General features: G+C 53.3%; 21 protein-coding genes and 1 tRNA gene. 3 read left to right on the top strand and 19 right to left on the bottom strand.

Annotation, left to right across the window (positions count from 1 at the left end; all coding sequences use genetic code 11):
- Positions 1–92: 92 nt before the first annotated feature.
- From JNK54_08115 to JNK54_08100, 4 genes are all read right to left on the bottom strand, one after another.
- On the bottom strand, positions 93–338 hold the full coding sequence (locus JNK54_08115; protein ID MBL8024225.1) for a hypothetical protein: 246 nt from the start codon (positions 336–338) through the stop codon (positions 93–95).
- A 77-nt stretch (positions 339–415) separates the two neighbouring features.
- Positions 416–1375: a hypothetical protein gene (locus JNK54_08110; protein ID MBL8024224.1), complete on the bottom strand. Its 960-nt coding sequence runs from the start codon at positions 1373–1375 to the stop codon at positions 416–418.
- Complete coding sequence (locus JNK54_08105; GenBank protein MBL8024223.1) at positions 1365–1835, bottom strand: zf-HC2 domain-containing protein; 471 nt, start codon at positions 1833–1835, stop codon at positions 1365–1367. The genes JNK54_08110 and JNK54_08105 overlap by 11 nt, the downstream gene beginning before the upstream one ends.
- Positions 1832–2458: a sigma-70 family RNA polymerase sigma factor gene (locus JNK54_08100; GenBank protein ID MBL8024222.1), complete on the bottom strand. Its 627-nt coding sequence runs from the start codon at positions 2456–2458 to the stop codon at positions 1832–1834. The genes JNK54_08105 and JNK54_08100 overlap by 4 nt, the downstream gene beginning before the upstream one ends.
- Positions 2459–2642: 184 nt before the next feature.
- Here JNK54_08100 and JNK54_08095 point away from each other — a divergent pair, with 184 nt between their 5' ends.
- The gene (locus tag JNK54_08095; protein ID MBL8024221.1) at positions 2643–3578 is read left to right on the top strand and encodes a HAMP domain-containing histidine kinase; all 936 of its coding nucleotides are present in this window, start codon (positions 2643–2645) and stop codon (positions 3576–3578) included.
- Between the two features lie 46 nt (positions 3579–3624).
- Here JNK54_08095 and mprF read toward each other — a convergent pair whose 3' ends face one another.
- From mprF to JNK54_08080, 3 genes are all read right to left on the bottom strand, one after another.
- Positions 3625–6153, bottom strand: coding sequence for a bifunctional lysylphosphatidylglycerol flippase/synthetase MprF (mprF, locus tag JNK54_08090; protein MBL8024220.1), 2529 nt, complete (start codon positions 6151–6153; stop codon positions 3625–3627).
- Complete coding sequence (gene mgtA / locus JNK54_08085) at positions 6150–8792, bottom strand: magnesium-translocating P-type ATPase (GenBank protein ID MBL8024219.1); 2643 nt, start codon at positions 8790–8792, stop codon at positions 6150–6152. The genes mprF and mgtA overlap by 4 nt, the downstream gene beginning before the upstream one ends.
- A 138-nt stretch (positions 8793–8930) precedes the next feature.
- Complete coding sequence (locus JNK54_08080) at positions 8931–10931, bottom strand: ATP-dependent DNA helicase (GenBank protein ID MBL8024218.1); 2001 nt, start codon at positions 10929–10931, stop codon at positions 8931–8933.
- Positions 10932–11177: 246 nt separating this feature from the next.
- On the opposite strand from JNK54_08080, the gene JNK54_08075 reads away from it, so the two are divergent.
- Positions 11178–11348 carry a hypothetical protein gene (locus JNK54_08075; protein MBL8024217.1) on the top strand — a complete coding sequence of 57 codons (171 nt, stop codon included), beginning with the start codon at positions 11178–11180 and terminating at the stop codon, positions 11346–11348.
- 266 nt (positions 11349–11614) lie between these two features.
- Here JNK54_08075 and JNK54_08070 read toward each other — a convergent pair.
- The 6 genes from JNK54_08070 to JNK54_08045 all read right to left on the bottom strand — a co-directional run bounded on the left by JNK54_08070 (position 11615) and on the right by JNK54_08045 (position 16072).
- Positions 11615–11688: transfer RNA gene (locus JNK54_08070), tRNA-Gly, on the bottom strand.
- Positions 11689–11878: 190 nt separating this feature from the next.
- Entirely contained in the window at positions 11879–12412 is a 534-nt protein-coding gene (locus JNK54_08065) for a hypothetical protein (protein MBL8024216.1), read from the bottom strand.
- A 5-nt stretch (positions 12413–12417) separates the two neighbouring features.
- Positions 12418–12972: a peptide-methionine (S)-S-oxide reductase MsrA gene (msrA, locus tag JNK54_08060; GenBank protein MBL8024215.1), complete on the bottom strand. Its 555-nt coding sequence runs from the start codon at positions 12970–12972 to the stop codon at positions 12418–12420.
- A 57-nt stretch (positions 12973–13029) separates the two neighbouring features.
- The gene (locus JNK54_08055; GenBank protein ID MBL8024214.1) at positions 13030–14301 is read right to left on the bottom strand and encodes a saccharopine dehydrogenase family protein; all 1272 of its coding nucleotides are present in this window, start codon (positions 14299–14301) and stop codon (positions 13030–13032) included.
- Between the two features lie 11 nt (positions 14302–14312).
- The gene (nspC, locus tag JNK54_08050) at positions 14313–15464 is read right to left on the bottom strand and encodes a carboxynorspermidine decarboxylase (protein ID MBL8024213.1); all 1152 of its coding nucleotides are present in this window, start codon (positions 15462–15464) and stop codon (positions 14313–14315) included.
- Between the two features lie 185 nt (positions 15465–15649).
- Positions 15650–16072 carry a hemerythrin family protein gene (locus JNK54_08045; GenBank protein ID MBL8024212.1) on the bottom strand — a complete coding sequence of 141 codons (423 nt, stop codon included), beginning with the start codon at positions 16070–16072 and terminating at the stop codon, positions 15650–15652.
- A 155-nt stretch (positions 16073–16227) separates the two neighbouring features.
- On the opposite strand from JNK54_08045, the gene JNK54_08040 reads away from it, so the two are divergent.
- The gene (locus tag JNK54_08040; GenBank protein ID MBL8024211.1) at positions 16228–17694 is read left to right on the top strand and encodes a potassium/proton antiporter; all 1467 of its coding nucleotides are present in this window, start codon (positions 16228–16230) and stop codon (positions 17692–17694) included.
- A 21-nt stretch (positions 17695–17715) separates the two neighbouring features.
- Here JNK54_08040 and JNK54_08035 read toward each other — a convergent pair whose 3' ends face one another.
- Genes JNK54_08035 through JNK54_08010 form a run of 6 tightly spaced genes read right to left on the bottom strand, consistent with a single transcriptional unit; the run spans position 17716 to position 24553 of the window.
- Complete coding sequence (locus tag JNK54_08035; GenBank protein ID MBL8024210.1) at positions 17716–18423, bottom strand: tetratricopeptide repeat protein; 708 nt, start codon at positions 18421–18423, stop codon at positions 17716–17718.
- Complete coding sequence (locus JNK54_08030) at positions 18420–20156, bottom strand: protein BatD (protein ID MBL8024209.1); 1737 nt, start codon at positions 20154–20156, stop codon at positions 18420–18422. Before JNK54_08030 ends, JNK54_08035 begins: the two co-directional genes overlap by 4 nt.
- Before the next feature lie 10 nt (positions 20157–20166).
- The gene (locus JNK54_08025; GenBank protein ID MBL8024208.1) at positions 20167–21765 is read right to left on the bottom strand and encodes a VWA domain-containing protein; all 1599 of its coding nucleotides are present in this window, start codon (positions 21763–21765) and stop codon (positions 20167–20169) included.
- A complete protein-coding gene (locus tag JNK54_08020; protein ID MBL8024207.1) occupies positions 21762–22754 on the bottom strand; it encodes a VWA domain-containing protein in 993 nt (330 codons plus the stop codon). Before JNK54_08020 ends, JNK54_08025 begins: the two co-directional genes overlap by 4 nt.
- Positions 22751–23650, bottom strand: a complete 900-nt coding sequence (locus tag JNK54_08015; protein MBL8024206.1) for a hypothetical protein — start codon at positions 23648–23650, stop codon at positions 22751–22753. Before JNK54_08015 ends, JNK54_08020 begins: the two co-directional genes overlap by 4 nt.
- Complete coding sequence (locus JNK54_08010) at positions 23651–24553, bottom strand: DUF58 domain-containing protein (protein ID MBL8024205.1); 903 nt, start codon at positions 24551–24553, stop codon at positions 23651–23653. It lies immediately after the preceding gene.
- Positions 24554–24596 lie beyond the last annotated feature (43 nt).

Below are 24596 nucleotides of genomic sequence, written 5' to 3'. Positions count from 1 at the left end.
CTAAAGGCTGCTTTAACCAGTTGGACCACGTGATTCGACGCAAAAGTCGGTTTTTTACGTCTCGGTCCTCGCGTCCAACTGAAAGTTTCAGCTTAATTCATGGGTGTGGTCATCCCCTTATCTTCGGTTTTCGTTTTGATAACCTTTTTGTGGTGTTTAACTTTTTTATGTTTGGACTGACTTTTAATAGGTGGGGACGTTTTTGGCGTTGTCGTAGTGGTCACTTCATCCGGATTCATCATCTTTTTTTGGGTGGAGGTTCCAGGCACAACATCCGCGGCAAAAACAGCTCCTGACAAAAAGACGAGCGCTAGTGTGGAAGTTAAAACTCGATTCATGGTGAATCTCCTTTTTTTACTTTTGCCTTCCCCCCTTTTACGTTATAGGGCCAGAAAAGTTCAAATAAAAAAAGAGCTTAAGGGGTGTTCCGATACAAAAGGGAAATCTGCTCGAGGGCCTGAGCGGACAGGTCTCCCACAAGCGTAAAACAGGTCCCCTGATTCACCCAGTGGATGGACTTCAGAGGGCTTGTGGGGGCGGAGGGGTCTTCCCACTCCATGGGATGGGATGTTTTATAAAGGGACAGGACAGCAAGCCCGTCTGTGTATCTTTCCACATGAACATTGTCTTGCCCAATATCAAAGGAATCCATGCTATCCAAGACGAATCCTTCTCCCAGGGAGACGGGGGGCTTCGTTTCGGTTGAAGCTCCCAGCGTTTGAGTGAAATTGGGGTCAAGCCCGTGGTCAAGAGTAAATTCGTCTGCAGAGAGAAGGAACAAGTTTTCTGGCAAGATCACATTTGTTTCTAAATCCAACAGCACGGTTTGGACCGCCAAATCTTCCCCAGGCAGAAAACGTCTCACCCGTATCAGAACACCGGAAGGGCCGTCCACCACATAGAGTTGGTGAGGTTTTCCTGAAGAAACGGGGGTTAACGTAATCCCCCACCCCAGGTGGCCGGCGACCCGTTGGTCGGAGGACCGGGCAAGATGATAATTATCCAAAAGGAGGGCCCGTTCACTCTGTGCCGACATGGCGCGCGGCAGAGTTTTTGGGGCACGACCTTGAAGCCGCTGTCTCCTCCCCTCAACGGACGTCACTTCTTTTTTTCCGTCCGACACGACCACGCGGACTATTTTCCCATCGTTTCCTATAAATTCACGACGCATTTCGCCTGAGGGGCGATAATACACACGAACTTCCTCAGTGATCCCTCTCCCGTCACGCCAAAGGGTGGTGAGCGCCGTCGCCCGATAGGTTACTCGGGGAGGCGTAAAAATCATATCCAATAACTCCTCTGGGGACGGTCGATCCCCAGCGTGAGTTAAAGACACCAACAGAACGATAAAAACACCCAGCCCTTTATTCGTCAACGATTTCCCCCGCCACATGGGCCGTGAACTGTGTCTGGTAGAGGTCCGCCCGGGGCACCCGTCCTTCACTTTGGTATCGCGCGTGGGAAGCCATCAAAACCTCTAGGGGGAGGGTTTCCACCATGGATTCCTGTGGGGTCCGGATCAAGAAAAAGGCCAACGCCGCCGCGGCAATGGCGCTCGCGGGGGCCCACACGGACGGGCGAAACAAGAACGCCCCCCACCGTCTTACTCCTGGGACGGGGGTGTCGTGTGTCTCCAGGGTTCTCCGCAGTGCTTCTGGAAGGGGACGTCTTTGTGCGGACAGAACGAAGGATTTAACGTTTTTAAAATCGGAAAGGGTGGCCTGGCAATCGGCACAGTGGACCACATGGGTCCTTACATGATGGGCCTCCTCTTCCGAGACCTCCCCATCCACCCACGCGGACAAAACATCAGACGCAACATGTTCATGAGTCATATCCCATTCCCCCTTAAACCCTCAAAAGTCTTTTTTAAGAGAAGCCGCCCCTGGTGCAGTCGCGATCGAACGGTGCCCACCGGACACCCGACCACCCCCGCGATCTCTTCATACGTCATGTGCTCCACGTCGCACATCACGACCACCACCCGATGGTCAGGGGACAAGTCATTAAGCGCGTCTTGAACCAAATCCCCATCTTCTTTTCGTGCGATGGATTCGAGGGGGTCCGGATCCCGTCCTGGTAACACATCCGCCCAGCCCCCTCTCTCCTGATCAGAAAGGGGCGCATCCATGGACACCACATGCTTTTTATCATAACGCCGAATCCCATCGATGAATATGTTGTGGAGAATGCTCATCACCCAGGTGGCAAACGACTTGCCAGGCACGTATCGGTGGCGAGCGGAAAAAGCCCGGGAGAAAGCCTCTTGAACCAAATCGGACGCGTCAGACGAATTGCCTGCCAATCGATAGGCGAAGTTATATATTCGGTCCCCTTCCTGATAAATCAAGGAGGCAAAATCCACCCCCTCGGAGGGCTGGGAATCCCTCCGGTCTTCTTGGTTTACCATCGGATATACGGGCCATCCGTCAATCGTGGCATCCCATGATTTTAGCATTAGGCGTCACCTTCCAAATCCACCTTTTTCCATAAGATTCTCACGACATTGTTCACCTCTCCATACGGTTCAAGGGCTCCAAAGTTGATGGAAAGATTCTGGACACGATGAACAAACCATCCACCCATACGTAGAAACGATGACCCTCTTGTGGGTAACTTTGCCAACAAGGTAAGGAGGATGTATGGGAAACCTATCCGTCAGTCGTCGATTGCTTGGGATTGAATTAACGGGATACGGGTTGGTGTTCTTGCCGTTCCTCACCGATTACATTGAACACGGTCGATGGCCCAAAACACCGATTCAGTTGGTTACGGAGGGGGCGGTGGGGTTGTTGATCCTTTTTTATGTCCGCGTGATTGGACAGGCCCGTTCCCGGTTAAATCGTTTGGAAGAAGAGCGAAAAGACCTGACGGCCCTCTTGCTCCACGACATGAAAACGCCGTTGACCGTGGTGATGGGCACATTAACGTACCTCAACGAACACCCGGACGATCCGGAACGGGGGAAATGGATCCGTGCCGCTCTTCGGAGTTGCCGTGAAGATGTGGAGTTGATGACGCAATTAATGGAAGCCGATCGACTGGAAGGAAAACAAATCTTTGTCGAAAAAAGAACCGTCCATATGCCCGAACTGTTGCGGTCTTGCGCCGAGGAAATATCGGCGAGTGCCGCGCGAAAAAAGATTCCACTCAATGTGTCCCATACCCCGGAGGTGGGGATGGTTTCCGCGGATGAGGGACTTTTAAAACGGGTGATGATGAATCTCCTGCGGAATGCGCTTAAAGCCACCGAGGCCGGGGGCCGGTTGGACGTCCAGGCCACAACCGCGGGGGAGCGTCTGGTTGTGACTGTCCACGATACGGGATACGGAATCCCCCCGGACCAAATGGGCGGCCTTTTTGAGCGATATTTTCGGGTTCGGAGAAAAAGCGCTGTCCCCCCCCCGGGGTGGGGTTTGGGACTCTATTTCTGCAAACTGGCCATCGAGGCCCACGGTGGACGGATTAACATTCAAAGTCAACCCGGAGAGGGAACCCTCGTTCGTTTCGACATCCCCCTAGAACGGCCCCGTTCGGGCCCCCCCTCCGAACCGGAAATGGCCACGATGGTGTCTTGATCCCCTATAAAATGAAGCCGCCGAAAACGCTCCTTTGTCCCGGAGATTATTTGGTTAGTATCCCTCGAATTCCCCCCGAGATCAGGGACGCCACGTTTGTTAAAATTCCCGGTAAGGCCAGTCCTCCAGGGGAGGCCAAGTATTTGGGTCCCCAGACAGGATGAAATTTCTCTTTGTATTGACGTAGCCCCTGGAAATTGTAGAAATACTCCCCCTGGTGAAAGAGCACACCACCCAGTTTTTGCCAAAGGGGGGCCAGGGGTCTGGTTTCAAAACCTGAGAAAGGGGCCATGCCCAAGTTGAACCACCGATAGCCCTCAGCCTTGCCCCACAACATCATTTGAATGAAAAGATAATCCATAACTCCCCGTGGCGCGTCCACGCCGTGCCGCATGAGGTCTCCGGATAATTCCATTTTCGCCCCCCCCGGCCATAGATTGGAAAAGGCCACAATTTTACCGTTCTTTTCGGCGAGGGCCAGGGGAAACCGAACCAAAAAATCTTCTTTAAAGGATCCTAAAGAAAATCCTTTTTCACGGGTATTCTTTTCTTTCAACCATTGATTGGAGATTGATTTCAGGTCGTGGAGGTATTTTGGAACATCCTGGGCGGGACAGACCCGAAAGGACAACCCTTCTTTTTCCATTTTACGCACGGTGTAGCGGAATTCTTTGTTTTCAGGCCCTTCCAGTGAAAAAGTGTCAAGGGGCACCCGAGCTTCTTCTCCCATTTTCAATAATTGAAGACCCAAATCAAGGTATAAAGGCAACATGTCGGGTTTGACTTCATAAAACACCGCCCGCCCGCCATGGCGGTCCGCCAGGTCTTTAAACGCCCAAGCCAAATCGGCCCATTCGCCTTCATCCCCAATCGGGTCACCCATGGATACCCAGGTGTTCCCTTCCACCGCAAACATGAGAAACGATTTCCCTGATTCGCTGAAGAGAAGTTCCTTGTCCCCCATTAACGCCAGCCACGCCAGGGTGTGGGGCGACGCGGCCGCGAGGGCTGCCGCGCGATCGAGCTCTGTGAGGGAGGGCAGCGCGGGGTCCGGTGGCACCGTGCGGAGAAGACGAGCGAATCCAAAGAGGGCCAGTCCTCCCCCCATGGCGACCAGCCCTCGCAGAAACCGTGGGGCGTCCCGGGCCAGTTCAAACTTCCACCACAAATCGTTTGAATACTCCTGGTGTCGGTGAGCGAAAAATCCAAGCCACACGGTGCCGATCAAGGCCAGAGCCACCGCGGCCATCCATCCGGGGGAGAGGGGTTCACTGGTGAATCGTGATCGTCGATAAAAGGCGGATTTTAAGGGAATTAAAAGAATAAATATAAAAACAAGAAAGATCGCTTCTTCATAATCGCCGCCTTTCAAGAGCGCCGTCGCTGCACCCACCGCAACGAAAACTCCTGTAACAAGCCGGGCCGAATCCAAACGTCGTTGGAGCCCCCACGCCAAAAGAAGGAGGCCTGTCCCCACCAGACTCCCCATGAAATGGGACACCTCAATGAAAGGCAACGGAACCAGGTGCCCGAGCCACGCCAGGCGGGTGCCTTGGGGTGGCGTGGCACCCGACAGGAGCAAAACAAGGCCTGCCGTGAACACCAAAAGGGAAAGAACGGAGGGCGTCAGGGAGCCCACCCATTTCCCCGTTGCCCCGGCCACTTTCCGAAAGGTTTCCCGGCGCTCCCGGATCTCATGAAGAGATAAGAGTCCGATGGCCGTCAGAAAAGGGATGACATAATAAAGTCCACGGTAGGCTAAAAGAGCGGCGGCCAGACGCCCTCCGGAGAGTGACCCCCGTAAAGAAATAAGAAACACCGTTTCAAACACACCCACCCCGCCGGGGACATGACTGACGAGCCCGGCCACTTGGGCGACCATAAAGATCCCCAAGAAAGACACAGGGGAAACCGTGTCTTGGGGCAAGAGAACATAGAGGGCTAAACCGGAGAAGGTCCAATCCAAGAGGGAGACCCCCACTTGGGCTCCGGCCATCAAACCTGAGGGTGGAGAAATCTCCCATTCGCGCCACCGCCATGTTCGTCGGTAGAGAGTACACCAGCTGATGTACCCGGAGACGCCCAAAAGAAGAATCCCCCCCAGCCCGCGCCATCCCCCAGGGGAAAGGAACGCCATGGGAGGAACAGCCAGGAGGGCCACCCCCGCTCCAAGGGCGAGCCCCACCCCTAGCGTGGTGGCGTTGAACAGAGTGACCTGGGCAATGTCTAAGGCGGAAAGTCCCCAGGAACCGTATAACCGTAAACGAAGGGCCGCTCCGCTGAGAAACGAGAATCCTACCGTGTTACTGACCGCGTAGGAAACGAAAGAAGTAAAAACCGTCTTTCGATAGGGGAGGGTTTTTCCAATGAATCGCAGGGCCAATAGGTCATAAAGCGTTAGGGTCGCGTAACTAAAGAGGACCAAACCGAAGGAGAGAAGCACGACCCTTGTGGGCATCGATTCCAAATATCTCACAACCGTAAAAAAAGAGTGCCCCGTCAATTCCCGGTGTAAGGTTAGCAACGCGAATAAAAAAAGGATGACCCCCGCGATCAATCCGACGAATCGTTTCACGACCAAGTCCGTTTGAAAAGATATTTTTTGACCCATTGGGTGAGGGTGAGATACCCCAACAAGAGGACACCCAGAAAGACCCAATACAGAGGGGGTAATTCTGTCATACCCAATGAAGACGCAATGGACGAGTAGGGTAACCAAACACCAAAAGCAATGACCAGGCAGGTGGTGAGGAGGAGGGGCCAACTGGCCCGGCTCTGAATAAAGGGGATCCGTCGAGTGCGAATAATGTGAATCACCAGTGTTTGGGTCAGGAGGGATTCAACGAACCAACCCGTTTGGAAGAGAGAAGCGCGGGAGGGGTCCCAACACTTGAAAACAAAGAGCAGGATAAAAAACAGGGCGTAGTCGAACAGGGAGCTGATCGGCCCAAAAAATAAAATAAAGCGCGTCAGTTCTCCCATGGACCAGGCCCGGGGGCGCGCGATTTGTTCCTCATCCACGGTGTCCGTTGGAATGGCAATTTGGGACATGTCATAAAGAAGGTTATTCACGAGAATCTGAATCGGGGCCATAGGAAGAAACGGGAGAAAAGCGCTGGCCCCAATGACACTGAACATATTTCCGAAATTCGAACTGGCTCCCATGCGAACGTATTTCACGATGTTCGAGAACACCCGCCGACCTTCTTTGACTCCCTCCGCCAAGACCATCAAATCTTTTTCCATCAGGATCAAATCCGCGGACTCTTTCGCCACATCGACAGCCATGTCCACGGAGATCCCGATGTCCGAGGCCCTTAAGGCCAGGGCGTCGTTGATGCCATCTCCCAAATGGCCCACCACATGCCCATTGGACCGCAGGGCCAGGACCACCCGTCGTTTGTCTTGAGGCGACAGCCGGGCAAAAAGGGTGGTTTTTTCCACCCGTAACGCCAGGGCGGGGTCGTCTAAAACTTCGACGTCAGACCCCAGGAGAACTTGACCTGGCGGGATACCCACCTCGCGGCAAATCTTTCCCCCCACCAATTCATTGTCACCCGTCAAAACTTTAACGGTGACCCCGAGGTCCCCCAACGCCTTAATGGCCGCTGTGGCGGATTCCTTGGGTGGGTCCAAAAAAGCCACATACCCGATCAACGTCATTTCCGCTTCGTCAGCAATCGAATAGGTTTCCCGTTCTTCTACAGTTTTTGTGGCCAGGGCCAGCACCCGAAACCCGTCGGAGCTCAACCGTTCGTATTCTTCTTTCAAATCTTGAAGAAGGGCGGTTTCAATGGGGAACACTTCCCCATCCAGTTCGAATTGCGTGCATCGCTTGAAAACCTCTTCCGGGGCCCCTTTGCACACAATGCGGCGATCGCCGTCCGGGAAAAGAAGAACAACCGACATGGCTTTGCGTGTAAACGTAAAGGGGATTTCGTCCATTTTTTTGTAAATGGAAAAATTGACCTTAACCTGGATTTCCTGGTGATTCAGGATGGCTCGGTCCAAAACGTTTTTCAGACCCGTTTGGAAATAACTGTTCAAATAGGCCATCTCCAAAACGTGAGGGTTCTCTTCACCCGACACGTCACAATGGCGTTCCAAGACGACCTGATCCAGGGTAAGGGTTCCCGTTTTGTCGGAGCACAGGATGTCCATGGCCCCGAAATTCTGAATGGCGTTCAGTCGTTTTACCACGACTTTTTTCTTTGAAAGGGAAAGGGCCCCTTTTGATAAGCACACTGTTACAATCATTGGAAACATTTCAGGGGTCAATCCCACGGCAACAGCCATGGAAAAAAAGAAGGCCTGGGTCCAATCGTGTTTGGTTAAACCATTAACAAAAAAAACCAGAGGAATCATCAAGAACATAAAGCGAATCATGAGCCAGGTGACCCGGCTGATTCCCGCGTCAAAACTGGTTCGGGGGTGAGGTTCGGCCAGAAGTTCGGCCATTCGACCCAGGGTGGTATTCGGTCCGGTGGCCACAACCACGGCGGTCCCTGTTCCGGTCTGGACACTGGTGCCCCAAAAACCGACGTTTTGAGCGTCAAGGAGTGAGAATGTTCTCAATTCGGGAGCGCTCATTTTTTCAAGGGGGATGGATTCCCCCGTGAGGCGGGCCTGTGAAACAAAGAGATCCTTGGCCCGAAGGATTCGAACATCCGCGGGCACCATATCCCCCGCGGAGAGGAGCACGATGTCCCCCCGCACCAGTCCACCCATAGGAATTTCCAGGGAGACCCCGTCCCGGAACACCGTGGCCGTGATGTGAACCATCTCCTTCAATTTGGTCGCCGCGTGATCGGCGCGGATTTCCTGAACGAGCCGAAGAACAACACTGACCACAATCATGGCCAACATCACCCAGGCCGACCGATATTCGCCCGTGGCCATTTCAATCCCCGCCAAAACCGCGAGAAGGATCACCAAGGGATTAAGAACAGCGTGCCGAACCAGTTGCAGTTTTTGGAAATGTGTTTCAGGGGCGACAGCGTTGGGGCCGTCTTGTTTCAGGCGGAGGGCCGCGTCGTCTTCAGACAGTCCGCCCAGAGAGGTGGAGAGCCGGGAAAGGACCTCTTCTTCCGTGAGTTGAGCGCATTCCTTCAGGAATGGATCCGCCCGTGTGTCCACAGCGGATCGGGTGGAGGCCGCCGATCGTACAGACGGTTTTCCATTCTGGGCGGACCGCGGGGGAATCGAGTTCGGGATATCGTTCAATGAAGAAATCCAACCTTCAAAAAAGATGTTCCCCTTGCGACACAAAAGCAGACGCCAGGAGGGTTTACTGCCTTTCAAGGATTAAAGCGTGACAAACCCATGAACAACCCACAATCCCCCTTTCGGATTTTACGGATGTTTTCCTAGAAAAAACTTCTCCAGTTCTTGGAGAGAATTAATAACGCGACAGGCCGGGATCGATTTTAAGAAGACCTGCCCGTAAAATTTGGTCTTGACCCGAGGATCAAGAATAACCACGGCGCCGGTATCCTGATGGGAACGAATCAAGCGTCCGAAACCCTGACGAAACTTGATGACCGCCCGGGGAATGGTGTGTTCGTGGAAGACGTTGTGCCCCTGTTTTTCTAACCATTCTTGGCGAGCTTCTTCCAGCGGGGCGGTGGGGGGCGAGAACGGCAGTTTTGTGATCACCACACACGAAAGAGCCGAGCCTGGGACATCCACCCCTTGCCAAAACGTGTCTGTTCCCAGCAAAATCCCATTCCCCGCTTTCTTGAACTTTTCCAACAGACGGGACGGAGGTTCTTCCCCTTGTTTAAAAAGGGGCCGAGTCCCGACTTGGCGTTCTAAGACCTTGTGGGCTTTCCCTAGAAAAGCCCAGTTCGTAAACAGAATAAAAAGTCCGCCAGGGACGACATGAATCAAAGACCGGCACCGCTCAAGAACAAACGCCTCATGTCCCCGTGGATCCGTTTTGGGATCAGGGGTTTCGGGATCAACAAAAAGAGCGGCGTGATTTTTGAAGTCAAACGGGGAATCCAGAAGGGATTCCGCGCCTTTCTCTAATCCGAAACGGGACCGAGCCGAATCAAACGTTCCCCCCACCGATAACGTGGCGGAGGTCATCACCACCCTGGGAAAAGGGGAGACAACGCGATCTTTTAAAAAAGGGGCGAGATGAACTGGCGCGCCGTGTAAAGAAAGACGGTGTCCTCGGCGTGAAAGGCCCTGTTCGGCCCAGTAGGCGTGATCGTCTCGAAGCGTTTGGGAAAACGATCGCAAATGAGTTAATACATCTCGAACACGTTGGAGGTGGGAACGGAGGTCCGCTTCTTCCTCACTCGTGTCCGCCCCCGAGAGTTCTTCAATGAGTATTTTTTCAATGGAAGTAATGGAACTCTCCAATGAACCCGAAATCGTTAACGGGGCCCGAATCCGTTTCTGCACTTCCCCAGGCAAATATCCAATGCAGGGTTCAAGTAAAACGAAAAACTCATCCGAACTGTCCCGAGCTCTTTGGACGGCCCGCTCAAGGGAACGGCGGCCATTCCCGGCCAGGATTCTTTGCGCCAATCCACGGCCAGTTTCTGGAGAAAAAAGGTCATCCCAAAGGCGTTTGAGTGAAAAGTTGGAGAGTTCATATCCCAGAAAGCGTGACGCCGCGTCTTCAAGCGTGTGCGCTTCATCCAAAATGAGGGCATCCGCTGGTTTTAATGGAAGCCCGGCAAAAAACAACGCGTGGTTAATCACAACCATATGAGACTTCCTCGCCAGGGCCAGATCTTTCTGATAGAGACACTTGTCCGCCAACGGTGTGCCTTTGGCCAAACAGAGGTCGGGGTCTCGACAAAGGGTCTCCCACAGTTGTTCTGGAACGGCGCAGGGCAATCGAGCCCGCAAAGCGGTATCCGCCGTTTGGGCCCAATCGGAAAGAGATTTAAGAATCTGTTCTTGACCGCCACCGAACAATGAGCCCGCGCGCTGAAGACGATCAAGACAAAGATAATTTCCTGCGCCCATCATGAGCCCGAACCGTAAATCCAATCCCCCTTGCTTGAGGAGAGACTGGGCTGTTGGGAGATCCTTGTTAAGCAGTTGTTCTTGGAGGGCCTTCGTGTGGGTCGATACCCAGACCTGTTTGTTTTCCCGCACCGCCCAAAGCGCGGCTGGGAGAAGATACGCCAAGGATTTCCCAACACCGGTCCCCGCTTCCACCAAAAAAGATTTTCCCTCTTCCAGGGCCCGCTCAACACCTACCGCCATTTCGAATTGTTGAGTTCGGGGCTCAAACCCTTTAAATGATTTTTCTAAAAGACCCCCTGCCAAGAACAGCGAAGAAGCGGACAGGGGAGGAGGGTTACAAGTCGGATTGTTCTTAGTGCGGGGCATATTTAAAATGGTTGATAATCAATTATATGAAATAACTAAACCATTCCGATTAAAGTTCCATCCATTAATGCCGATAATGAGGTGGCCCCAAAAAATCAGGGGATAGATAATATCGGTCAAACTTCTAAATAAAACACACCAAGACTGACCCACGATGATCAAAAACCGAATGGGTATTTGACACGTCTGTCTGGCTTCGTTTTGTCACGTCAAAACTCAATTCGGAAGCGAAGAGGGGGAAGAGAAATGAGCCCACAGAAGATCAATTCTGAACTCCTGCGATGCATTCTTCTCAGCGCAGGAAGTAAATTGAATCAAACTCTCGTGGATCTGGAATCTGAAGATTTAGACGATGAAGCCGTCTCGTTAAGGTTAAAAGAAGTCCAGAAAGAACTTCGAAAAATCCCCAGCACATAAAAACAAATCAAAAGATTGTCGGCTCTTTGATGGCCGGCCGCCCTCGCTTCATCTGCCCAAGGGCAGCGCTCGGGTCGGCTTCGATTCCGATCACCCTTATCAGAGTGGAATAAACAAAATTGGAGCGGGTGAAGGGAATCCCCCACTCCCCCACCGCCTATCGGCGGTTCCTCCGGGGGCCGGCCGCCCTCGCTTCATCTGCCCAAGGGCAGCGCTCGGGTCGGCTTCGATTCCGATCACCCTCATCAGAGTGGAATAAACAAAATTGGAGCGGGTGAAGGGAATCGAACCCTCGTGTGCAGCTTGGAAGGCTGCCGTTCTACCATTGAACTACACCCGCAAAGCTATTTCCTTACGGTTAGGCGGAGTCCCGTTTCATGAGGGGCACCCGCAAAGCTATTTCCTTACGGTTAGGCGGAGTCCCGTTTCATGAGGGGCACCCGCAAAGCTATTCCTTATGGTTCTGCGGAGTCCCTTAAACGAGGGGCTCCGATCCGGCCTGCGGATTCTAGCACGGACTTAGACGATAATCAATGAGGGGCGAATAACGCCGAGAACGCGTGGTCCATAATCCAAAGAATAAGTGCCGCTGTTCCGATACAAAACAGCCAAAAAGACCGAAACGTTTTAAACCGAGACTTCCAAGCGTCGTAAACCCGGTGAGTCACGTTGACGTTCCATTCCGGCCGCGTGAACGCCCGAGAAACCCCCTGGGCGGCCAGGGCGAACAACCAGGAGGCCCACCAGCTTCCGGGGGCGGCCCCCATTTTTGCCGCGGCGTAAAAACCAATGGCCACTCCGCCAAAATGGGTCAAAATGGAGAACAAGACGAGCCGTTTGGAACGAACCGCTTCCGCCAGCCAGAGGGGGATCCCAAACAGGAGCCAGGGAAGGGCCATAAACACCAGAAACGGTTTTTCGAAAAAGAGCCCGGCCGCTAACAAAAGATTCGAGAGGTGACACATCCACAACGCGTCCCCCCACCGCCCCGCGCGATAGTGTCGAACCGCGATCCCAACGAAAAAAATCAGGGGCAGCAGAGCAATAATTTGCAACGATCCCACGGAATTTATTTGGATTTCCCCCATGTCTTTTCAATGAATCCCGCGCGACCGGACCCCACGCTGTAGTTCTTGTAGCGAAAGGGTTGTTTCTTAAAATAGTCTTGATGATCGTCTTCCGCCATGTAATAGGTTGAAGCGGGAACAATTTCCGTCACGATCTCCCCTGTGAATTTTCCCGAGGCGGCCAGCGCACGTTTGGAAACTTCCGCAAGTCGTTTCTGTTCTTCCGAATGAAAAAACACGGCCGTTCGATATTGAGTTCCTTGATCGGCAAACTGGGCATTTTCTGTGGTGGGGTCGATATTGCGCCAAAAGATTTCTAAAAGTTTGGAATAGGTCACCACCGTGGGGTCAAAAGTCACTTGAACCGCTTCCGCGTGCCCCGTTTCTCCGGTGCACACCTGTTCGTAAGTGGGGTTAACGGTGGTTCCCCCCATGTAACCGGCTGTCACGCTTAGCACACCCTTTATTCCCTCAAACGGTGGTTCCATACACCAAAAACAGCCGCCGGCAAAAGTGGCGACTTCATTTTTAGTCGTGTTGGCTGAGGTAATATTCATCAGGCACCCTCCCGTGAGGACAATGGCCCACAAGAATCTCTTTTTCACTTGGGGCTCCTATTTCTTTATAACCTTTTTCTTTACCGAAACATTTTTCTCTATTTTCACTTTGGGTGTTCGGTCTTCGATTTCAGTAGGCAACCCCATTTTGTCTAATAAGGCCAGGAACGGATCGGGGTTGAGTTCCTCCACGTTGACCATGGTTTTGGGGTTCCAAATTCCCTTGGCAACAAGAATTGCCGCGGCCGCGGGCGGTACCCCGGCCGTGTAGGAAATGGCTTGGGATTCCACTTCTTTATAGCAGGCGGCATGGTCACAGGTGTTGTAGATAAACATTTCCTTGTAGTGCCCCCCTTTCTTCCCCTTCACCAAATTACCAATGCAGGTATGCCCCGTGTATCCTGGAGCGAGGGAAGCCGGGTCCGGCAAAACAGCTTTCAAGACTTTCAAAGGAACCACCTCCACGCCCTCGGCCGTTTTGACAGGGATCTCAGAGAGCATCCCAATATTTTTCAACACGTTGAACACGTTCAGGTAGTGATCCCCAAACCCCATCCAAAACCGAATGGAGTTGGCGTCGACATTTTTAGATAAGGAATGCAGTTCATCGTGCCCAGTCAAATAAATGGGTCGTTCCCCCACCACTGGAAAGTTGAACATCCATTTGTCGGAGTGAACATTGGACAAGACCCATTTCCGGTTAATCCATGACCAGACTTTTTTGAATTCCCGGAAATTAATCTCCGGATCAAAGTTGGTCGCAAAATATTTCCCATGACTTCCCGCGTTCACATCCAAGATATCGATGGTGTCGATACTATCGAAATGATGTTTAACGGCTAGAGCGCAGTAGGCGTTGACCACGCCGGGATCAAACCCCACACCCAAAATGGCGTTCACGCCCTTCCTTTTGCACCGGTCCCGACGTTTCCATTCATAGTTGGCATACCAGGGCGGGTCTTCGCAGACCTTCGCGGGGTCTTCATGAATGGCGGTGTCTAAATACGTCACGCGGGCGTTCAGGCAGGCTTCGAGAACCGACATGTTTACATAAGCCTGACCCAGGTTAAGCACGATTTCAGATTTAGTTTCTTCGATGAGATGGGTGGTAGCGGTGATGTCCATGGCATCGATCTGGCGTGAATAGATGCGCTTGGACGAATCTTTCACGTTCTTTTTGCGATGGATGCTCTCGATGATTTGGTCACACTTTTCCTGGCGTCGTGAAGCAATGCAGATGTCTCCCAAAACATCGTTGTGTTGCGCGCATTTGTGAGCCGCCACATGGCCGACCGCACCCGCCCCAATGATCAAAACGTTTTTTTTCACAGTATTTTCTCCTAAGACAAGTTTCCGACGTAATCGTCGTAGGTAAATCGTTTCACCACGTCCACACGGCCATCCAACCGCCGCACCACGATGCTCGGCATGGCCACCCCGTTAAACCAGTTTTTTTTCACCATCGTGTAACCGGACGCGTCCGCAAACGCCACCAAACTTCCCACTTTCAGCTTTTCGGGGAAAGAGTAGGTTCCAAACACATCCCCCGCCAAACAGGTCCGCCCCGCCACCATAAAAGGGTGAGGCCCGGTGGGCGCGGGGTCCATTTTAGCATCCGTGTGGTAGATCAACAAATCCAACATATGGGTTTCCACCGCGGCGTCCACAATGGCCACGTCCATCCCGTTATGTATAACGTCTAATACAGAAGTTATCAAAAATCCGGTTTGGGTGATGGAGGCTTCCCCCGGTTCAAGGTAAACCTGAACATTGAACCGCTGGGAAAAGGCTTTTAGTTTGGCGGCAAAGGCCTCCAGGGGATAGCCTTCTTTCGTAAAGTAAATTCCTCCCCCTAAACTCACCCATTCCATTTTCTCTAACAGGGGTGCGAAACGGGCCGCGATAGAATCAAGGAGGCGGGAGAAACTCTCCAAATCATCGTTTTCACAGTTGCAATGGAACATAAGGCCGGAGAGCACGGAAGCCACCGGCAGAATCTGGTTTAGGTCCCCCACCCCCAACCGAGAAAATTTCCGTGCGGGGTCCGCCAAATCAAAATGGGAATGGCTCACCCCAGGGTTCACGCGCAGTCCCAAAGGAACCCCTTGAACATCTGGCAGGAATCGTTCCAATTGCGAGAGCGAATTAAAGATGATCTTTGTGGAAAGGGGCCGAACGGCCCGAATTTCTTCGGGGGACCACGCCACGCTGTAGGCGTGAACTTCTTTTCCGAACTTTTCAGCACCCAAACGGGCCTCATAGAGAGAGCTGGAGGTTGTCCCGTCCATGTGGTTTCGCATCAGATCAAACACAGCCCAGGTTGAAAAACATTTCAAAGCCAACACCGACTTGGCCCCTGAGAGTTCCCTCACCCGCTGAACCTTCTCTAAATTACGAAGCAACCTTCCTTCATCAATTAAATAGTAGGGCGTCGAAACGGTGGAGCGCAAACCTTCTGCGATTTCTAAAATGGGTTTGTCTGTGATGGCCATAGGACTTTTGTGTTCCTGATTATACCAGGTTCGAAGGAAAGGACTAGGCGGAAATTTCCACAAACTTTTTTTAAATCCGTTGACTATCGCTATCGATGAGGTCCTCAAAAGAGTTGAGAAACATTTCGGTTAGGCTTTCAAATGATTCATATCCCCGTTTGAGAATTTCTGAGTGCAGGGGAGGGTTAAGCGGGATTGGTTTGTATCTCTAAGTGGGCTTTCACCCATTGAACATATGGCCCGTCCGTTTGAATGATGTGGGCGGCCAACCAGGTTCCCATAAACAGGGCCAACTCTTCACCCATGGTTTGGTCGCTCTCCAGGCACGCTTTGTACAGTTCATTCGTTTTGTGGGTTAACGCATCGTGTTGAGCACGATGGGCCGCATACCCCGGATAACGGGACGCCCGCATCGAACGTTCTTCATCATCAAAATGTTCCGCCACGTAATTGATCAGGAACCTTAAAACGTCGGCCACTGTTTCTTTAGAAGGAGAATCTTTAGAGGGGTCAAGGACAAGATTAACAAGCCGGAAAATCTCCTGATGTTGCAGGTCCACGTGCGGGAGACCCGTTCGATACGTTTCGGACCATTCTAAGGAAGCCATAAAGTCTCCTCAACATGTTCTATATTCAGCCTACCTCCACAGAGCATAATGCAAGAACGTCTTTCCCGCAAGGGAAACGAGGCAAAGAATTGTAAAGGTAAATTACTTTTAATCCAGATCCTTTTTGTCAAATTTGTAGAATGGTCCAAATGACAATGACATTCGACACTCTCTTGGCCGGGGGCGCCCTCTTGGTTGCCTTGAGCGTGGTGTTAAGTAAAACCGTGGATCGGTTAGGAATCCCAGTCCTCGTTGTTTTTATTGCCATTGGGATGTTGGCTGGGGTGGAGGGTCCCGGCGGATTTGATTTCGATAACGCATTAATCGCTAAAACGGTCGGTGTCGCAGCCCTGGTGTGCATTCTGTTCGCTGGGGGGTTGGATACGGATTGGACCACCACCCGGTCGGTTTTGTGGGAAGGTTTTTCCCTCGCCACCGTTGGCGTTCTTTTGACCGCGGGGCTCATGGCCGTGGGCGCGGTTTATCTTTTGAACTTTTCTTGGGGGGAAGGGTTTTTGTTGGGGGCGGTGGTTTCATCCACGGACGCGGCGGGTGTTTTTGCCATCCTTCGTTCTCGGCGAACCGGTTTAAAGGGGCGTCTACGCCCTCTCCTTGAATTGGAATCCGGGTCGAACGATCCCATGGCGGTATTTTTGACTGTCTTGATGGTGTCGTTTCTCCAGGGACATGGGGGCAGCTGGGCCCAATGGATCGTGGATTTTGGGAAACAGATGTCTCTGGGAATGCTTTGCGGGTTCGGGTTTGCCCATGCCGCGTTATTTCTGATCAACCGGCTCAAGCTGGATTTCGAAGGTCTCTACCCTGTTCTGACCCTGGCCCTGGTTCTTCTGTGTTACGGCCTCTGTTCCTCGATTGGGGGAAATGGATTCCTCGCGGCCTACGCCATGGGGTTGACCATGGCCCGTTACCCCTTCAGCCATCGTCGGACCATTCAACGCTTCCAAGACGGGGTGGCGTGGCTGATGCAGATCGCCATGTTCTTAACGCTCGGATTGTTGGTCTATCCCAAACAGTTGATCCCGGTGGCGGGCCCGGGCCTGTTCCTGGCGGCGATCCTAATCTTTCTGGCACGCCCCCTGGCTGTTTTTCTATCACTGGCGCCCTTTCGATTTAGTGTAAGGGAAAGGCTGATGGTGTCCTGGGTGGGCCTGCGCGGCGCAGCGCCCATTGTTTTGGCCCTTTTTCCCCTCCTGGGCGGGGTTCCTAACGCCCAAACCCTCTTTCATTTGGTTTTCTTCATTGTCCTGGCGTCGGTTCTCCTCCAAGGAACATCAATCCCCTGGATGGCGCGAAAATTAAAAGTGGATGAACCCCTGGCGGCCAAGCGTCGATACCCCCTGGAGTTCGATCCCATGGCCGGGTCCGACACGGACCTGGTGGATTTTTTCGTTCCTTACGGGAAAGGCGTTGCCGGAAAAACTTTAGTGGGGCTGAAGATGCCTAAAGACAGTCTGGTTGTTCTCATCAATCGCGACGAACGATTTTTTATTCCCACAGGGGACACCACGTTAGAAGAGGGCGACGTCTTGCTTGTGTTGCTTAACGCCCAAAATCTACCCTCCGTTCGCGAAATCCTCACCAAAGTGGACGCTGAAGAATAAGAAGGATTATTCCTTTTCCCTTTAGGGGTTCACCGGTTCCACGGTATTTTTAGGAACCCACCCTTTTAAACCTTTGGCGGGTACACCGATCTGAACCCAATCATTTAACGACCCGAGCAGAACCACCCGATGTCCTTCCGGGGCGATGAACCCCACTTTTTCTTGGTCACTGGGCCCCGTACGCGCCTCGGCTCGGGCCGTGAGGATCACGCCGTAGGGGATGGAAGTCTGCCGTTGTGCGGACACAGCCGCCGTGAGGAGAATCGCCAACAGGATTCCCGCCACCCAACGGCCCCACCACACCCATTCCCAATCCCGAAAAAGACCAAGACAGAGAAGCGTAAAAAAGATCACATTGATTCCCGTGGCCACGCCCCACAAAATCCCGGTCAGATCTTGCAAACCAAAGGATTCCGTTTCAGTTTCCCCCACCCGTTCCCGCACCAGGTTTCGGTTGTGGCGCGTGTCCTCATCTCGCGGAGCGGCTTCCAACGCGCGTTCATACCATAACCGAGCGAGCCCCATTTGACCCAATCGAAAATAGGTGTTCCCCAGGTTGTACGAAAGCGCTAACCCCCCATTGCCTGCGGCCACGAGATTCTCATAAACCTCACGGGCGGCATCGTAATTCCCTTCCTGGTAAGCCGTGTTCCCTTGCTCAAAGGTTCCCTCCGCCCTGAGGAATCCCCCCAACGCCAAGAGGGGGATGATGAGCAGAAACCGTCTCATGGGTTTTTCTCCAGGGACTGGATCAGTTTGACCAAGCGGTTTGCCCAAACGGATTCCATTTCACCCGAAGTCGGGGTGTAACGCGCTTGATCAAACGCTGTCCACAGTTCTTCCACCGATCGAATCAATTCGTCCCGATACCCCCTGGTGGTCAGTTCCCGCCGGAGGAATTCGGACGTCAGGCTTTGAGGAGAGGTCCGAACTTTAGCTCCCAAATAAACCAAAAAGGTCCGATGAAGGGATTCCAAGGAAGAAGCCTTATTAATTGACCTGAATGCCCGTCGTGCGGCGGACGGAGTCAGGCGTGTTTTCCCGTGCCGGACCACCAACCGGGCGCCCCACAAACCAACAAAGAAGATTCCCGGCAGGGTTTGGAGTGCCGGGAACCACGATCGGTCCCAAAGCGGAGGTTGTTGGGGCGCCACGGGTCCCTGGGTTTTAATAAACCGTATGTCGCGACCCATTTCGCGAACGCCTTCCGCGTTGGACGTGAACGAGATCCCGCCCCCGGCTTGAGGATCAGGATCTGCGGGGGACACCCGGAGGGACAAGGGCGATGAGCGAACAGTTTTAAACGCTTTCACCTGGGGATCAAAAAAAGAAAGCGTCAGGGACGGAAAGGTCAAATCGCCAGACACCTCGGGTTTCATGACAGTGGTAAACACTTTGGACCCTTGCATACGCCCGTTCTTTTTTTCAATATTCAAGCTGGACAGGGTTTCGTAGGTTTTAAACTCATGGGCGGCGGGGAATTTCGGTTGGGCCAAGGATTTCACGTTCCCCTCACCCGAAACAGTGACGGTCAGCGTCACCGGTTCGTGGACCTTGGCGGATTTCTTGTCAAAGGAGGCGTTGATTTCGAATCGTCCCACATCGCCTCGGTAAGAAGACGGCCGCCCTTCCGTCGGCACCGGCAGAACCGTGAGGACGATCGGATCGCTTCGTAACACCACGCCCTTTCCTTGTTGAAAAAAGTTCTGAAAAAAACCTCCCCCGAAAGGATCTTGAAAATCTTGAACATTGCATTCCAAGGAGGCCGGCCCCACCGTAAACTTTCCCGAACTGGTGGGAAAAAGGGCGGATGCCAGTTCCACCACTTGATACTGATTTCCCCCCACCGTGGCCACATATTGCCGTTGCGGGGGGAGGTCTTCAATTAAAAAACCCGTGGTTTCCGGGGCCTGGTAGCGAGGTTGGGTCATCAGTTGCAGACGGCTGTAGAATCGAAACAGCAAGGTGATTTGTTCACCCACGGTGGCCACCCGCTTGTCCACGGTGGTGGTCACAAAGAGGTCACGTCCCTCGTTGGCCGCGCTTTCGTGACGCACATTTCCCGAAAGAGGTGCGGACCCCGGCGGCGCCGCTCCCGAAACCACTTTTATAGCGATGGGTTCCGTGGTCAACGTTTGCCCAGCCACATCGATTGAGAGGGGCGGGATCACGTGGTCCCCCGGCGATTGGGGGGCCAGGGCATACGTAAAAACAATCGAACCGGATACCTGCCCATTAACGAAACTGAATTTTTGGTTTTGTCCAGCAAAAGTGGCCCGGAATCCCGGAATATCGGGTAACTGAGGTTGGGAGAGGTTCACCCGCCCCCCTTCCAACGAAAGCTGAAAGGTTAAGGTGTCGTTCATGCTGATGGTGGTCCTGTCTACTTTTGCCGTAAAGGTGAAAGTACTCCCCCAAGCCATGGAGGCCATTAAAACAAAAAGAAATAAAGCTCGTTTCATGGACGACATCTTACCAATCCTCTCCCGCCACCGCTTCAGGTTTTTGTTTGTCAGATTTTTCTTTGGCTTCTTTTTCTTGCTGAGCCAGGGCTTCCAAAAGACGTTCCGCGTCCTCGGGTGACATTTGGCCTGGTTTGGGTTGAGGTTCTTCTCCCTTGTCGTCCTTGGGTTTCCCATCGCCTTTCTTTTTTTCTTTTTGTTTTTCGTCTAGTTTTTTGGCCAATTCCAGATTGTGTTTGGCGTGAATGTCGGAAGGAACCAACCGAAGGGCCTGTTTGTATTTTTCAATGGCGTCCTCCAACCGCCCTTGGCGGTAATGGGCGTTGCCAGCGTTGTAGAGAGCGGCGGCCTTCGTTGGGGTGTGGGTGTTTGCCGAGGCTGATTTTTCAAAAGCCTCAGCCGCGGCCGCGTAGCTTTGTTCAATGTAAAGGGCCAGCCCCAAGTTGAACTGAGTTTCCGGGTTGCCCGGTTCTTTTTGTACCAAAGGCGCTAACTCTTCAGACCGGGGATACCGTCCCAGGGCTTCGGATCGTGCGGGAAAGAGGAGAACGCCAAGAATCACGCCAACGAAAAACCTCCCGGCCCGAATATCCCGGAACACCCGGGTCCAATGGCGCTGAACTTCCGGCCAAAGAAATTCCAACAGAAGAAGGAGAATCGCCAACGCCAAAGGCAACCGGAAATGGTTTTCCCCCTGGCCAAACACGCGGCTGTCCAAATCCTTTTTTTCCATGCGCCCGATCTCCTCAAGGATTTTGGTGATTTCCACTTCGCCCTGGGTGGCCGGGAAATAGGCGCCTCCGGTCTTGGCGGAAATTTTTCGGAGTGCGGGCTCGTCCATTTTAGAAAGAACGGTTTTGCCCTCTTTGTCTTTTTTGTAACCGGTCACGTCTCCGTTTGGGTCACGGATCGGAATAATCTCACCTTCTTTGTTCCCAAACCCGATGGTGAAAATGCGCAATCCGGCCTTGGCGGCCCGGTCCACGGCGGCGTCCAGCTGTTTGGAATGGTCTTCCCCATCCGTCAAAAGGACAAGGGCCTGGTGCCGCGCGGAATTTGAAGGAAACCCTGCCAAGGCCGTATCAATGGCCGCGGTCAGAGATGTGCCTGGCCGGGGAATCAAATCCGGCGCTAACAAATCCAACAGAGACCGTGCCGCTCCATAGTCCAGCGTGAGCGGGCATTGCAAAAAAGCGGTCCCAGCAAAGGCCACTAACCCCACCCGGTCCCCTTCTAACCGGTTGATCAATAAACTTAATTCCCGTTTCGCTTGGGTCAACCGGTTGGGTTTAACGTCTTCCGCCAACATACTGGTGGAAACGTCCATGGCGATCATCACATCCACCCCCCGCCGATGGACCTCTTGGAATTGCTGACCCCATTGGGGGCCCGCCACAGCCACCACCAAGAGAGACAACCCTAACAACAGGAACAACCCCTTCACCCACTGTTGCCGCCCTGTTCGAGCGTCCATCAACCGAGCCAACAGGTGAGGGTCCCCGGCTTGGGCCAATACCCGCGATTTCCATCGAAAAGTCGCTACCATTAAGATCAACGCCAGGAGCGGCACAACCGACCACAGGAACCCCGGGAGATAAACCCAGGTCATGGAATGCGCCTCCAAACGGTGGTCGCCAAAAGGGTTTCCAACCCGATCAACACGAACCCCAACATCAAAAAGAAAAAGTAGCGGTCTTTGTATTCCGCGTAAGTCTCCACGCGCACTTCGGTTTTTTCCATTTGATCAATTTCCTTATAAATCTGTTTCAGCGAATCGAAATCGGTCGCTCGGAAATAGGTCCCCCCGGTTCGTTGAGCCACCTCACGCAGGGTGGGTTCGTCCAATTCGTTTTCAGCGGTTTTAACCAGTCGTTTCCCGAAGAGGGGATCGTTAATTTCAATGGTTCCCCCACCGGGGGCCCCGGCGCCCACAGCGTATATCTTGATGCCGAAAGCGGTGGCCGCTTTTGCCGCCGTCACCGGGTCCACATCGCCAAAATTACTTCGCCCGTCTGTCAGCAACACAATAAGTTTGGTTTTGGCTTCGCTGTCTTTCAATCGCGCCACCGAGGCGGCAATAGCCGACCCAATGGCGGTCCTGTCCTGTTCAATGAGACCGATTTTGAGCTGATCCAAAAATCCCAAAAGAGATCCGTGGTCTAAGGTCAGTGGGCATTGGGTGAACGCATACTTGGCGAACAACACCAACCCGATGCGGTCGTCCGGCCGAGACGAAATGAATTGGCGCATGACTTCCACCGCGGCTTCAAACCGGTTACGGGGCTTAAAATCCAAACTGCGCATGCTGTCGGACAGGTCCAAACAAAGCACGATGTCGGTCGCCGGGGAAGTCACTTCCCGTCGTTCTTGACCCTCCTGGGGCCGAGCGAGGGCCACGATCAAAAGCCCCAGGCCCAGGAGCCGTAACCCGGTTCGAAGGATCTGGTCCACGGGCCGTTGGGCGAGGCCCCCGCCCAACAAAGCGAGAGACGAAAAGGTCACCTTGGCCCGAGCCAAAAACCCCCACCGGTAATCGTAATAAGCGAGCACGGGAAGGAGGGCCAGAAACCAAAGAATTTTGGGGTGAGCGAAAATCATTTACTCCCTCCCGTGGTTGGGGCGGGCTTCGTGGCCACCACAAAATCTCGAACCCGTTCAAAATCCGCCAATCGTTCTTCTTCCGTTGGTTCCAATTTAGCGAACTTAGCCAAATCCCCATCTTCTAAAACCGTGCGAAGCCCCATCCGTTGGTCCGTTGAAATGGAGATGAGTTTGAGTTCCGCGGCGATCTCCGCGGTGGTCCGATCCATGGCGGGCGCTTGAAACGCCCCTTCCAGATACGCCCGCAAAATATCCGTTAACCGGCTGTAAAAAACCTTGGCCGGTGCGGTAAGTTCTTCTTCCAATCGCCGCAGGTCTTCTAACGCACGAACATGGGGCGGCACCGGTGGCGGGCCCGGCGGTTTTGCACCCGGCCGGCCCGGTCGAAACCGAACCCACCAAACCAACACCGCTAGAACCACAAGGAGGATGAGGAGCCCAATAACCACCGGGCGGTTCCAGACTTTTCGGAGACGTCCTTTTAGCCCGTGGATATCTTTTGATTCTGCGGTCAGAACGCTTTTGACGGTCACGGGAATTTCAGGTGTTTTGACTTCGGATGTTTTCTTCTGTTCCGTGCAAGTTACGGTGAGTGCCGGAAGAGTGGAAACCCCCACATCGAACAAGGTCAGGGTGACCTGGAAGTCCCGTTCCACCTGATCGCCGCTTAGACGGTCCGGCCCGGACGAAATGGAAACCACTTCGAAAGGTCCCGCGGTCTTCTCCAAATCCAACCGACAAGCGCCAGGGGTGTCCGCCACCGTTTTAATCTGCAAAACCAATAAATCGCCCACGGTGGCTTCCCGGGGTTCAAGGGTTGTCTCCAAACGAACCTTCGCCAACGCGGTTGAGGCAACGAAGAAGAAAGGCAATAGGAGGGAGAGATATTTCATCTAGTGCATCCGTTTGGCCCGTTCGCGGAAAAAGCGAAGGAAGGACGGGGAATACGGTTTCCCGGTCTCGACAAAAATGGAATCCACGCCAGCCCGTCGGAAATCCCGTTCCAGGTTTTCCCGCCGTTCCCGTTGGGCCCGGTCAAACCGTTCCCCCACCCGTGTGGGATCCACCACCCGGGCACTCCCGGTTTCCGCGTCTTCCAACAACCATCGCCCCCTCGCCGGAAGACGTTTTTCCCATCCGTCTTCCACCGGAACCGTGATCACATCATGCCGCCGTTGGGCAATGGACAAGGTTTTCAAATATCCCTGGTCCAAAAAATCGCTGATCACAAACACCACGGCCCGTTTGCGTTGAACGTGGCTCAAATACTCCAAGGCAGACTTTAAGGAAGTTCCCGGATGTTGGGGTGAAAAACTTAAAACCTCGCGAATCAACCGAAGGGCATGCCCCCGGGTTTTGCGGGGCGGAATAAACTTTTCCACCCGATCGGAAAAGAGCACCAGCCCCGTCTTGTCGTTATTGGCCAGGGCCGAAAATGCCAAAACCGCCGTGATCTCCGCCGCCAATTCCGACTTGAATTGGTCCCGCGTTCCGAAATGGAGCGAGCGGCTGGCGTCCACTAAAAAGAGGATGGTCAACTCCCGTTCTTCCACAAACTTTTTGATGTGGGGGTGTCCTGTTCGGGCCGTGACGTTCCAATCAATGGACCGCACATCGTCCCCCGCCATATACTCCCGCACCTCAGAGAACTCCATCCCCCGCCCCTTAAACGTGCTGGAATACTGCCCCGCAAAGGTGTCGTTCACCAAGCGGCGGGCCGTAATCTCCAACGTCCGGACACGCTTAAGCACGTCCGCCGTCGTGGCTTGAGGTTTTTCGTCAGTTAAGGATGTCATTATCGTTCCTTACTTAAGAGGACTTTCAATTTTACCTCTCCCG

The sequence above is a fragment of the Elusimicrobiota bacterium genome (assembly GCA_016788905.1).
Taxonomy (GTDB): Bacteria; Elusimicrobiota; Elusimicrobia; order FEN-1173; family FEN-1173; genus JADKHR01.
This window is presented reverse-complemented; position numbering and strand designations above follow the sequence as displayed.